The sequence below is a fragment of the Cohaesibacter intestini genome (assembly GCF_003324485.1).
Lineage (GTDB): Bacteria > Pseudomonadota > Alphaproteobacteria > Rhizobiales > Cohaesibacteraceae > Cohaesibacter > Cohaesibacter intestini.
Map to the genome: position 1 here is coordinate 752,371 of NZ_QODK01000002.1, position 12,947 is coordinate 765,317.

9 protein-coding genes are annotated in these 12,947 nt (G+C 55.4%); 5 read left to right on the forward strand and 4 right to left on the reverse strand.

Annotated features, from left to right (window positions below; all coding sequences use genetic code 11):
- Positions 1–164: 164 nt before the first annotated feature.
- Positions 165–1,376, forward strand: coding sequence for an NADP-dependent isocitrate dehydrogenase (locus DSD30_RS09070; protein WP_114009300.1), 1,212 nt, complete (start codon positions 165–167; stop codon positions 1,374–1,376).
- Between the two features lie 709 nt (positions 1,377–2,085).
- Here the strand turns inward: DSD30_RS09070 and alaS are convergent.
- From alaS to DSD30_RS09085, 3 genes are all read right to left on the reverse strand, one after another.
- On the reverse strand, positions 2,086–4,746 hold the full coding sequence (gene alaS, locus DSD30_RS09075; RefSeq protein WP_114009301.1) for an alanine--tRNA ligase: 2,661 nt from the start codon (positions 4,744–4,746) through the stop codon (positions 2,086–2,088).
- A 465-nt stretch (positions 4,747–5,211) separates the two neighbouring features.
- Positions 5,212–6,276: a recombinase RecA gene (recA, locus tag DSD30_RS09080; RefSeq protein ID WP_114009302.1), complete on the reverse strand. Its 1,065-nt coding sequence runs from the start codon at positions 6,274–6,276 to the stop codon at positions 5,212–5,214.
- Positions 6,277–6,537: 261 nt separating this feature from the next.
- Positions 6,538–7,785: a urate hydroxylase PuuD gene (locus DSD30_RS09085; RefSeq protein ID WP_280955309.1), complete on the reverse strand. Its 1,248-nt coding sequence runs from the start codon at positions 7,783–7,785 to the stop codon at positions 6,538–6,540.
- Positions 7,786–7,947: 162 nt separating this feature from the next.
- Between DSD30_RS09085 and DSD30_RS09090 the strand changes: the two genes are divergently transcribed.
- A complete protein-coding gene (locus DSD30_RS09090) occupies positions 7,948–8,886 on the forward strand; it encodes a LysR family transcriptional regulator (protein ID WP_114009303.1) in 939 nt (312 codons plus the stop codon).
- Here DSD30_RS09090 and uraH read toward each other — a convergent pair.
- Positions 8,883–9,236 (reverse strand): hydroxyisourate hydrolase, encoded by a 354-nt coding sequence (gene uraH / locus DSD30_RS09095; RefSeq protein ID WP_114009304.1) that lies wholly within the window; start codon positions 9,234–9,236, stop codon positions 8,883–8,885. The two genes, DSD30_RS09090 and uraH, sit on opposite strands and share 4 nt — an antisense overlap.
- Positions 9,237–9,436: 200 nt before the next feature.
- Here uraH and puuE point away from each other — a divergent pair, with 200 nt between their 5' ends.
- From puuE to DSD30_RS09110, 3 genes are all read left to right on the forward strand, one after another.
- On the forward strand, positions 9,437–10,855 hold the full coding sequence (gene puuE, locus DSD30_RS09100) for an allantoinase PuuE (protein ID WP_198662903.1): 1,419 nt from the start codon (positions 9,437–9,439) through the stop codon (positions 10,853–10,855).
- Complete coding sequence (locus DSD30_RS09105) at positions 10,852–11,358, forward strand: ureidoglycolate lyase (RefSeq protein ID WP_114009306.1); 507 nt, start codon at positions 10,852–10,854, stop codon at positions 11,356–11,358. The genes puuE and DSD30_RS09105 overlap by 4 nt, the downstream gene beginning before the upstream one ends.
- A gap of 101 nt (positions 11,359–11,459) precedes the next feature.
- On the forward strand, positions 11,460–12,887 hold the full coding sequence (locus DSD30_RS09110) for a uracil-xanthine permease family protein (protein WP_114009307.1): 1,428 nt from the start codon (positions 11,460–11,462) through the stop codon (positions 12,885–12,887).
- Positions 12,888–12,947 lie beyond the last annotated feature (60 nt).

A 12,947-nucleotide genomic window follows, 5' to 3' on the forward strand; every position in this document is an offset into this window, starting at 1 on the left:
GATTGTCGACTAAGTATGGCCCCATCTGCCCTATGCCACGCCTTCGACCAATGCTATAGCAGCCTCACACTCACTTACCGCTTGGTCAGGGGTGGCAGCAACTTGGCCCCATCTGGAAAACTGCCGCTCATGTGACCCGGCTTCTCAAAGACGAGGTCTGAGACATGTCGAAAATCAAGGTAGACAACCCTGTCGTGGAACTGGACGGCGATGAAATGACCCGGATTATCTGGGATCTGATCAAGACAAAGCTGATCCTTCCCTATCTGGACATTGATCTGAAATATTACGATTTGGGCATTGAGGAACGCGACAGAACCGACGACAAGATCACAGTCGACGCGGCGGAAGCCATCAAGGAACATGGCGTCGGGATCAAATGTGCCACCATCACCCCGGACGAACAACGCGTCGAGGAATTCAACCTCAAACGCATGTATCGGTCGCCAAACGGCACCATCCGCAACATTCTTGGCGGTGTCGTCTTCCGCCAGCCGATCATCTGCCGCAATGTGCCGCGCCTCGTGCCGGGCTGGACCAAGCCGATCGTCATTGGTCGCCATGCATTCGGCGATCAGTATCGCGCGACCGACTTCCTGTTCCCGGGCAAGGGCAAACTGACCATGAAGTTTGTCGGTGAAGACGGCACAATCATCGAAAAGGAAGTCTATGACGCGCCTGCCGCCGGCGTGGCGATGGGCATGTACAATCTGGACGAATCCATCCGCGATTTCGCCAGAGCCTCCTTCAATTATGGTCTCAATATTGGCTGGCCGGTTTTCCTGTCGACAAAGAACACCATCCTTAAAGCCTATGACGGCCGCTTCAAGGATCTGTTCCAGGAAGTCTATGAGCAAGAATTTGAAGCAGACTTCAAGAAAAAGGGCATCCATTACGAGCATCGCCTGATCGACGACATGGTCGCCTGCTGCATGAAATGGAATGGCGGTTTTGTCTGGGCCACCAAGAATTATGACGGCGACGTCCAGTCAGACACGGTGGCGCAGGGCTTCGGATCGCTCGGCCTGATGACCTCGCAACTGATGACTCCGGACGGCAGAATCGTTGAAGCCGAAGCGGCCCACGGTACGGTCACCCGTCACTACCGCCAACATCAACGCGGCGAAGAGACCTCCACCAACTCCATCGCCTCGATCTTTGCATGGACCGGTGGCCTGAAGCATCGCGCCAAACTTGACGAGAATATGGGTTTGGCCGCCTTTGCTTCGACGCTCGAAAAAGTCATCGTGGAAACCGTCGAAAGCGGCCAGATGACCAAGGACCTCGCTCTACTGGTTGGACCGGATCAGCATTGGCTGTCGACCACCGGCTTCCTTGATGCCGTGGACCAGAATCTCCAAAAAGCGATGGGTTAAACCAAGCGACAAATCTCAGATCTGAACAAAGTGCATCATCGGCATCCTCTCATGCTGGTGATGCATCCATCAGCGGACCAAACGCCCCACTGTAAAGCATGCCAATTCGACCCGGCAGGCCTTCCAAATTCCTGATTTGGCCATTCAGTGAAATCAAATCCCCCCACAGGGCAAAGACGTGAAATTAAAATTCACAACTATAAATGTCTGGTTTCAGCATAAAATCCCCATTTTCCAGAATCAGAATTAATATAATCTCTGCTATATACTTGTCATTTTTAACTAATAAAAGCTGCAACCATATAGGATATTTATCTAGAAGCGAAAATTTCACCCAAGACTATGTTTAAAAACAAATATTTTTCATAAATTACGCTGCTCGATTCAGCTCGATACAGAGATTTACTATTTACCGCCCTGTCATTTTGAGATACGAGAAAAGCGGCTCCTAGTAGCCAGTGGCTACCTGATCACCCGCTTGCCCACCAACTCGATTGGTCAGGTAGCCACATTTGACTCGCCGAGCATAGCTCAGCGTCTCTCCCCAACAGCATGAAAGCCAGAAACAAGAAAAGGCCAGCACGAAGCCAGCCTTTTTGCCGTGTCACTTTTTCTTGCTTCTCAGCGCAATCGCTTGGCCACCCATATGGGCTGACAGAATCCCGAAAAACCACCCGGGATCCGTTATTGTTCAAGCAGACACTGCCTCTTAAGCCGAAGCAATGATGTCCTTGATTGCTGCGATCGCGGCCTCTGCCTGATCAGCATCCTTGCCACCAGCCTGAGCCATATCTGGGCGGCCACCGCCACCGCGGCCGCCAAGCACTTCAGCCGCTTTCTTGACGAGGTCAACGGCGCTCAGCTTGCCCGTCAGATCGTCAGTCACCCCAACCACGACACCGACCTTGCCATCCTCGGACACGGCAATCATCACCACCACGCCAGAACCAAGGCTCTCCTTGCCCTGATCGACCAACCCTTTGAGATCCTTCGGTGAGACGCCTTCGGCGACGCGGGCCATGAATTTGACACCAGCCACCTCTTCAACCGCATCTCCGCCAGCGGCACCTCCGCCCATGGCCAATTTGCGGCGGGCATCGGCCAGCTCTTTCTCCATTTTCTTGCGATCTGCCACCAATGCTTCAAGGCGTTCGAGCAAGTCGGTTGGCGACACCTTCAGCACAGCGGCTGCGTCTTTCACCCGCGCGTCCTGCTCTTGCAGATAAGTCCGGGCCGCATTGCCGGTCAGCGCCTCGATACGGCGCACTCCACCTGCAACAGCCCCTTCGGACACGATAGTCATCAAGCCGATATCACCGGTGCGCTTGACATGGGTACCGCCACACAGCTCGACCGAATAGGTCTTGCCAGCTTTCTCGCCATGCACTGCCTGTCCCATCGATACAACACGGACTTCATCACCATATTTCTCGCCGAACAAAGCCATGGCACCGGCTTCAATGGCATCATCGACTGCCATGATGCGGGTCTCCACCGCTCCATTCTGCAGCACGATCTCATTGACCTGTGCTTCGATCGTGCGCATCTCATCCTCGTCCACCGGCTTCTGGTGCGAGAAGTCGAACCGCAGGCGCTCCGGGCTGACCATCGAACCTTTCTGATTGACATGCTCACCGAGCGTTTCGCGCAGGGCTTCATGCAACAGGTGGGTCGCGGAGTGGTTGGCACGAATAGCCGCACGGCGCTCAACAGCCACTTTCAGCTCAAGCGGGGTTTCGCGCTTGATCGTGCCTTCAACTAGTCTACCCAGATGAACGAACATGCCGCCCGCTTTTTTGACGGTATCGGAGACCTCAAAGCGCACACCTTCACCCAACAACACGCCTTTGTCGCCAACCTGACCACCGGATTCGCCATAGAATGGGGTCTGATTGAGTATGAGGGCCGCTTCGTCGCCCGCCTCGATGGCATCCACTTCAGCGCCATCTTTCACCAGAGCCACAACAGCCCCTTCGGCACTTTCGGTTTCATAGCCAAGGAAGTCAGTCGCCCCGACCTTTTCACTGACATCAAACCACACCGCTTCGGTTGCCGCTTCACCAGATCCGGCCCAGTTGGCGCGGGCTTCAGCTTTCTGTCGACCCATAGCGGTGTCAAACCCATCCGTATCCACTTCAATGGAACGGGCACGCAGAGCATCCTGCGTCAGATCGAGCGGGAAGCCATAGGTGTCATAGAGCTTGAACGCAGTCTCACCATCCAGACGATCCCCCTGGCCCATGCCGTCGGTCGCATCATCCAGCAACTGCAGGCCGCGCGACAGGGTCTTGCCGAACCGGCTTTCTTCAAGCTTCAGGGTTTCGGTGATCAATGGCTCGGCACGGACCAGTTCCGGATAGGCCTGCCCCATTTCACGGATCAGGGTGGGCACCATTTTATAGATGATCGGATCCAGTGAGCCGAGAAGGCGGGCATGACGCATCGCGCGGCGCATGATACGGCGCAGAACATAGCCACGGCCATCGGACGCAGGCAGAATGCCATCGGAAATCAGGAAGGCCGTCGAGCGCAAATGGTCAGCAATCACCCGGTGGCTGGCAGCCGCATCGCCTTGCTCCTCAACACCGGTCAAATCCACGCTATTCTGGATCAGGGCACGGAACAAATCGGTCTGGTAATTGTCGTGCGTGCCTTGCAGAACCGCAGCAACACGCTCGAGGCCCATGCCGGTATCAATCGAGGGTTTCGGCAAATCGATGCGCTCATCCGGTGTCACCTGCTCATATTGCATGAAGACCAGATTCCAGATCTCAATGAAGCGGTCGCCATCTTCTTCAGGGCTGCCCGGAGGTCCACCCCAGATATGATCGCCATGATCAAAGAAAATTTCGGAACAGGGACCACACGGCCCCGTTTCGCCCATTGACCAGAAGTTATCGCTCGTCGGAATGCGAATGATCTTCTCATCCGGCAGACCAGCAATCTTCTTCCACAGATCTAAGGCTTCATCATCCTCGTGATAGACAGTGACCAGCAGCTTGTCCTTGGGCAGACCGAATTCCTTGGTGATCAGGTTCCAGGACAGCTCGATGGCATCTTCCTTGAAATAATCACCAAAGGAAAAGTTGCCTAGCATCTCAAAGAAGGTGTGGTGACGTGCCGTATAGCCGACATTGTCCAGATCGTTATGCTTGCCACCAGCACGGATACATTTCTGAGAGGTTACGGCACGGCTGTAGTCGCGATGCTCCAGACCCGTAAACACATTCTTGAATTGAACCATGCCCGCATTGGTGAACATCAATGTCGGATCATTGCGTGGAACCAACGGGCTGGAATCCACGATTTCGTGACCATGGTCACCGAAATAGTTCAGGAATGTCGACCGAATTTCATTTACACCGCTCATGACGCACCAATCATTGTTTCTCTTCAAGGAAGAGCATCAGCCCCCCGGCGCCTTGCTCCATATCATCCAAGATATGGCCTTCACGCCTTGTCCTTGCATCTTGCCCTTTTGCCTTGTCTCATCAACCTCGCCATGCCTCTTGGGCATGTTCCATCCGACCATGATCGGCTCAGACAGGTGCGACATTGAAGACTATCACCGAGCGGTTTTAGCGAGCCTCTTCCCCGGAGTCTATTCCTTTGGCGTCAAGTTATGGCGGTTTCTGCAGCTTGTTGGGGGAATTTTCCCGAAAAACTGATCAATAGGCGAAGGGGCACCCCTTCCGAGACCCATTCGGGCTTACTCTCGGCTCTTAAGACCTGCCAAATGAAAAAGCGGCTGATCACAAGGATCAACCGCTCTCATAGATCATCTACCACCATTCAGGCCTTTGAAGCGCATATGGCCCGACAAGGGGATGAAACCCTATTCGTCATCGTCATCCGGAGACGCTTCTTCAATCAGGCCGGTATTCAGGCCAGCACTTTGGCGAATGCCCATCTCGATCTCGTCCGCCAGTTCCGGATTTTCGCGCAGGAAATTCTTGGCATTTTCACGCCCCTGCCCCAGACGCTGGCTATCATAGGAGAACCACGCTCCGGACTTGTCGACAATACCGGACTTCACACCCAGATCGAGCAATTCACCCAGCTTGGAAATGCCTTCGCCATACATGATGTCGAATTCAACCTGTTTGAAGGGTGCTGCCACCTTGTTCTTGACCACTTTCACACGGGTCTGGTTGCCAACCACCTCGTCGCGATCCTTGATGGCGCCCGTCCGGCGAATGTCCAGACGAACCGAAGCATAGAATTTCAGAGCGTTACCGCCAGTGGTGGTTTCCGGGCTACCAAACATCACACCGATCTTCATACGAATCTGGTTGATGAAGATCACCATACAATTGGTACGAGAGATGGACCCTGCGAGCTTGCGCATGGCCTGACTCATAAGACGGGCCTGAAGTCCGGGAAGCGAATCCCCCATTTCCCCTTCAAGCTCGGCGCGCGGTGTCAATGCAGCCACCGAGTCGACCACCAAGACATCGACCGCGCCGGAACGGACCAGCGTGTCGGCGATTTCCAGAGCCTGTTCACCGGCATCGGGCTGGGAAATCAGCAGATTGTCGATATCGACGCCCAACTTCCTCGCATAGATCGGATCAAGCGCATGTTCGGCATCGACGAAGGCACAAATGCCGCCACGCTTTTGTGATTCGGCCACCACATGCAGCGCCAATGTCGTTTTACCTGAAGATTCCGGCCCGTAGACTTCAATGATGCGGCCCTTCGGCAAGCCGCCAATGCCCAAGGCAATATCAAGTCCGAGGGAGCCGGTCGGAATGGAGCTAATCTCGACCACTTCCCGCTGGCCGAGTTTCATTACTGACCCCTTACCAAATGCACGATCGATTTGTGAAAGGGCGGCTTCCAAAGCCTTTGTCTTGTCCATGCTGCTTCCTTCGACCAGTCGGAGACTATTCTGTGCCATATTTGGGCTCCATTGTTCATAGCATGCACGCTTGCGCAACCATGATTAATGTACACCCTTTGTTCCATTACTCAAGGGATAAGATAAAATTTTGATTAAACATATGAAATAAGATTTGTTCTCAACATGTTCTGGCGGGAAAACTTACACTGCCCATCCTGAGGACCTGAGCTTTTCGGGCGACAGGTCGGCATGATTCGAGCCACGCTCGCCCTTTCGCCTGATGCCTTTAATAACATCCCAAGGAAGGGGCGAGTTTCTCTACCCGCGTGTTGCCGCCAGATACCATTGAACGATCGCCCGTCTTTCCGCTGCTTCCATATAGGTGACATTGGCGGGAGGCATGGCATTGGTCACCCCTGCATGCAGGTAAATCTGGTGAGCGGCCCGCGCAATATCTGCCTCACCTTCGAGATAGAGCCCGCGCGGCGCGGTGCCCACCCCGTCCCAAGCGGTGCTGCGCGCATGGCACATGGAACAGCGCCCCTGCACGATGCCCGCAACATCTTCAAAACCGCTCGCCGCGGCAAACCGTTGCTCATGGCGGGTCATTGGCCGTTCCACTTCACTCAACTCGCCATCCAGATGCTCGGCTGGCAGGAAGGAGATCCACATGGCCGCAAAGAACAGGGCAATGGTTGCCGGAATGGTCCAGACCGGATTGCCTGCGCGGGCATGTTTGGTGTTGAAATAGTGGCGGATCGTCACGCCCATCAGGAAAACCAAGCCCGCAATGACCCAGTTGTAAGGCGAGGCAAAGGCCAGAGGATAGTGGTTTGACAGCATCAGAAAGACCACGGGCAAGGTGAGATAGTTATTATGGGTCGAGCGCAGCTTGGCGATCTTGCCATATTTCGCATCAGGCACCTTGCCCGCCTTCAGGTCCGCCACGACAATGCGTTGATTGGGGATGATGATAAAGAAGACGTTGGCCGTCATGATGGTTGCGGTGAAGGCCCCCAGATGCAGCATCACGGCCCGACCGGTGAAGATCTGATTGTAGCCCCACCCCATGATCACCAGCAGCACGAACAAAAGCAGCATCAACAGGGTCGGGTTTTGATCCAGCCGCGATTTGCAAAGGAAGTCATAGACCAGCCAACCGATTGTCAGGGAGCCAGCGGAAATCAACGCTGCCTGCCAAATCGCCAGATCCACCTTGTTGGCATCGATCAGCGTCAATTCCGCCCCAACCCAATAGGTCACCATCAAAAGGGCTGCGCCGCTCAACCAGGTGGAATAGCTCTCCCATTTAAACCATGTCAGATGTTCAGGCATATGTTCAGGTGCGACGAGATACTTGCGGACGTGATAAAAACCGCCCCCATGCACCTGCCATTCCTCGCCATGGGCCCCGACGGGCAGGTTGGGTGCCTTGCGCAAACCCAAATCCAGCGCGATGAAATAAAAGCTCGACCCGATCCAGGCAATGGCGGTGATCACATGGATCCAGCGAACGGCAAATTCCAGCCAGGCCCAGATCAAAGGCTGCATCATTTCAAAATCCATCACGCTCACGCTCCAAAATCCGTGTCGAACCATCAATAGCAAGGGCACAAGCCTTATCGCGCACTTGCGCCTATTTGAACAATATTGCACCCTCTTTTTCTGTGGTATGAAGAAAATCTCGGAACAGATTCAAAAAAACCAAGAAAAAGACGAGCCAGCACGATGTCCTATTTCGACAATATCCGCACCTTTGTCCGCGTCTATGAATTGGGCAGTATGTCGGCGGCCGCTCGCGACCAGCGCATTTCTCCCGCGGTGGCCTCGGCACGCATTTCCCAATTGGAAGAGCATTTGAATGTCCGCCTGTTCCAGCGCACCACCCGCATGCTGAACCCCACGGAGCAAGGCCGTCTCTTCTATCCCGGCGCCTGCCGCATTCTTGAATCGATTGAAGATGCCGAAGCTCTGGTCTCCAGCGTGACATTAAAGCCGCGCGGCACCATCCATGTTGCTGCCCCTTTGGGCATTGGCCGCCGGTTGATCGCCCCGGCGGTGCCCGGCTTTAAAAAGGAATTCCCGCTGATTGATGTCCGCCTGCGTCTATCGGACCGCAAGCTCGACATTGCGGCGGAAGGGTTGGATGTGGCCTTTTTCCTGGGTGTACCCGAAGATTCAGACCTGCGGATGCGCAAGATCGCCGATTGCAAGCGCCTTCTCTGCGCCGCCCCTTCCTATCTTGAAAGCCACGGGGTGCCCTCTGACCCACAGGATTTGTGCGGGGAAAATCATGACTGTCTCAATCTGCGCTATCCTGGCGCGCCAGAATTCCAATGGCCGTTGGAAACAGAAGAGGGTGTCAAACGCTTTGCTGTGTCCGGACCGTTTGAATCCGACGATGGGGATGTGCTGACCGATTGGGCGCTAAACGGCCATGGCATTGTGCTCAAGCCCGAATTCGAAGTGCTCGATCACATTCGCTCAGGCGCTTTACTGCCGATCCTGCCGGACAATCCACCGATTGCCATCCAGATGGCCTGCCTCTTTTCCCACCGCCGCAGGCAGGATCCGAAGATCCGCCTCTTCATTGATTATATGTCAGGCCATATACGCACCATATTGGCAGATCAGGCCCGCATCATTGCAGCCGATAAAAAGGCCTAGCTGCCGCGATAGGTGGAATAGCCATAAGGTGAGAGCAGCAAGGGCACATGAAAATGGCTCTCTTCGCCCATGCCAAAACGGATCGGGATTTCATCGAGGAATCGCGGTCCCTCGACCTCATCGCCCTGCGCTTCAAGATAGCGCCCGGCATAAAAGACCAACTCATAAGTGCCAATGGCGAATTGCTCCGCTGGCAAGATCTGCTGATCTGTGCGCCCATCGTCGTTGGTCACCATTTCAGTGATCAAGCTGCGGCTTTCGCCTTCGATCCGGTAAAGCGCAATCGGCAAGCCCGCCGCCGGACAGCCCCGCGCTGTATCCAAAACATGCGTTGTCAAATATCCTGCCATGGCTCGCTCCTCTCTTGCCTACTGCCCTTTCCTATGGGCCTTCTTTCAGTTGGTCTTGCCATCATAAAGACTGACAATTCCAGAACATTGCTTCATTTGCAAAAATAGCTATCGGAATTTCAAGATAATGCTCGCCCATTTATTTGCTATAGAGAAGAATAACAAGAAGGGACAAGAAAGTGACACGCTATCCGCGCAACATGATTGGCTATGGTGCCAACCCGCCCAAGGCCAATTGGCCAAATGGGGCGAAAATCGCTGTTCAGTTCGTTTTGAATTATGAAGAAGGCGGCGAAAACTGCCTGTTGCATGGTGATGCCGCGTCCGAAGCCTTCCTGTCCGAGATTGTTGGCGCGGCCCCTTGGGTTGGCCAGCGCCACTGGAATATGGAATCGATCTATGAATATGGGGCGCGATCCGGTTTCTGGCGGCTCCATCGTCTCTTCACCGCAGCAGGCATCCCGCTGACCATCTATGGCGTTGCCACCGCGCTGGCCCGCAGCCCTGAGCAGGTCGCCGCGATGAAGGAAGCCGACTGGGAAATTGCCAGCCACGGCCTCAAATGGATCGAATATAAGGATTATAACCGCGAAGACGAAAAGGCCGACATGCTCGAAGCCATCCGTCTGCATGAAGAAGTCACCGGCAGCCGCCCGCTCGGCTGGTATACGGGGCGTTGTTCGGTCAATACGGTCGATCTGGCCACCGAAGTCGGCGGGTTCGATTATATCTCCGACACCTATGACGACGATCTGCCCTACTGGTACCAGTCCGGCCACAAGGACCAGTTGATCATCCCTTACACCCTTGACTGCAACGACATGCGGTTTGCCACCCCGCAGGGCTTCAACAGCGGCGATCAATTCTTTGCCTATTTGAAGGACAGCTTTGACTGTCTTTATGAAGAGGGCATGGATGGCACGCCGAAAATGATGAATATCGGCCTCCATTGCCGCCTGATTGGTCGTCCGGGCCGGATCATGGCTCTGAAGCGCTTCATCGACTATGCCCAGAGCAAGGCCGATGTCTGGTTTGCCCGCCGCATCGACATTGCCCGCCACTGGCAGCGCGAGCATCCGCCACAGCGCCCAGACCGTCCGAGCCAGATGGATTTCGCCCGTTTTGTCAGCCAGTTTGGCGGCATTTTCGAGCATAGCCCTTGGGTGGCCGAGCAAGCCTTTGCGCTGGAACTGGGGGCTGCGCACGACTCGGCTCTTGGCCTGCATAATGCCCTCTGCCGCGCGTTCCGCTCGGCTAGCAAGGAAGACCGCCTCAGTGTTCTCAAGGCCCACCCGGATCTGGCAGGCAAACTGGCAGCCGCCAAACGCCTAACCGCCGAATCCACCGCCGAGCAGGCAAGCGCTGGCCTTGATGCCTTAACCGATGCTGAGCGCGCACGGTTCACCGAGCTGAACGAAGCCTATACCGCAAAATTCGGTTTCCCCTTCATCATCACGGTCCGTGACCATACAAAGGCCAGCATTCTTGAGGCCTTCGAGCGGCGACTGGGCAACAATGGCAACATGGAATTCAAGGAAGCCTGCCGTCAGGTTGAACGCATCGCGCTGCATCGCCTCAAGGATATGCTGCCTGTATCTGATGAGGCAGTCGGACGATGAGCGACCGCACCATCCTCATCGAACCCATCTCGGCAGAAGCCTTCGCCCCGTTCGGCGACCTGATGGAAGCCACCGGCGGCCCGACCAAAATCATCAATCAGGGCTTTTGTGGCCGCTATCACGATCTGGCGGCCCTCGACATTCTGCCAGATGAGGATCAGGGCCGCACCGGCATCAGCCTGTTTGATGCCAAGCCGCGCGACCTGCCCTATCAGCTCGACATGATGGAGCGCCACCCGCTTGGCTCGCAGGCCTTCATCCCCATGAGCATGAATGGCTTTCTGGTCATTGTGGCAGAGGATGAGGACGGCAAGCCCGCTCGCCCCCGCGCTTTCATCACCAAAGCCGGACAAGCCATCAATTTCAAACGCAATGTCTGGCACGGCGTCCTGACACCGCTTTATGCGCCGGGACTTTTCGCCGTCGTCGACCGGATCGGCACAGCCGACAATCTTGAAGAAATCTGGTTCGAGCAACCCTACATGGTTTGCCCGGCCCCATAATTGACCTGCACAAGCAGGCAATCACCAACCAAAACAAGAAAAACAACAAATGCATCAAGACATTTGGAGGAAAGAAATATGATCCATAGAGGGGTAGCAACATGGATAGAAGCAGCATCGGAACGCCGGAACAACTCCGCGATCCCAACTACACACCGGCCCTTTACAAGGCCATTCCACTAGGCATTCAGCATGTTTTGGCGATGTTCATCGCCAACGTGACGCCTGCCATCATTGTCGCAGGCGCAGCAGGCTTCGGCTTCGGGTCCAATTCCCCCGACTTCCCCGAACTGCTCTATATGATTCAGATGTCGATGTTGTTTGCTGGCATCGCAACCCTGTTCCAAACCATCACCTTTGGCCCTGTTGGCGCTGGTCTGCCAGTGGTGCAGGGCACCAGCTTTGCCTTTCTGCCAATCATGATTCCGCTGGTCGCAGGCAAAGGCGTGGATGCGCTTGCCGCCCTTTATACCGGCATTTTCATCGGCGGCATGTTCCATGCCGTGCTTGGCCGCTTCATCGGCAAAATCCGCTTTGCTCTGCCGCCATTGGTCACCGGTCTGGTGGTCACCATGATCGGTCTGGCTTTGGTCAAGGTCGGCATTCAATATGCCGCAGGCGGTGTGCCAGCCATGGGCAAGCCGGAATTCGGCTCCCTGCTCAATTGGGGTGCTGCCTTGGTGGTGATTGTCGTCACGTTGGGCTTCAAATTCTTCACCCGTGGCATGTTCTCGGTTTCAGCCGTGCTGATCGGCCTTGGCGCAGGCTATCTGTTTGCCCTTGCGACCGGCATGCTGACGGTCTCATCCATTGCCACCAGCTTTGAGCGTGCATCGCTCTTCTCCCTGCCAATGCCGTTCAAATATGGCTTCGAGCTGTCCTTTGCCGCCATCATCGGCTTCTGTCTGATGGCCGTCATCTCGGCCATTGAAACCGTTGGTGACGTCTCGGGCATCACCAAGGGCGGTGCAGGCCGTGAAGCCACAGACAAGGAAATTGCCGGGGCAACCTATGCCGATGGTCTGGGCACCGCGATTGCCGGCATCTTTGGCGGCCTGCCAAACACGTCCTTCTCGCAAAATGTCGGCCTGATTGCCATGACTGGCATCATGAGCCGCCATGTGGTGACCATTGGGGCAATCTTCCTGATCATCTGCGGCTTGGTGCCAAAAGTCGGCGGCCTGATCCGCACCATCCCGATCGAAGTGCTTGGTGGTGGCGTGATCGTGATGTTCGGCATGGTTGTCGCAGCTGGTATTTCCATGTTGTCTGATGTCAACTGGAACCGCCGCAACATGGTGATCTTCGCCATTTCCCTGTCGGTCGGTCTGGGCCTGCAGCTGGTGCCTGAAGCGGTCCAGCATCTGCCGGGCACGGCCAAAGTGCTGCTGACCTCGGGCCTGTTGCCTGCAGCCTTCCTCGCCATCGTACTGAACCTCATTCTGCCTGAGGAACTGCCAGCCGAAGCGACTGAGGAAGTCTCCGGCGGCATGGCAGGCCACGCAACCGGCTCCCTGCCGGGCGAATAAGCCAAGCAAACAAAAAGGCCCGCCTGATGAATGTCAGGCGGGCCTTTTCTTTGAGTGAGA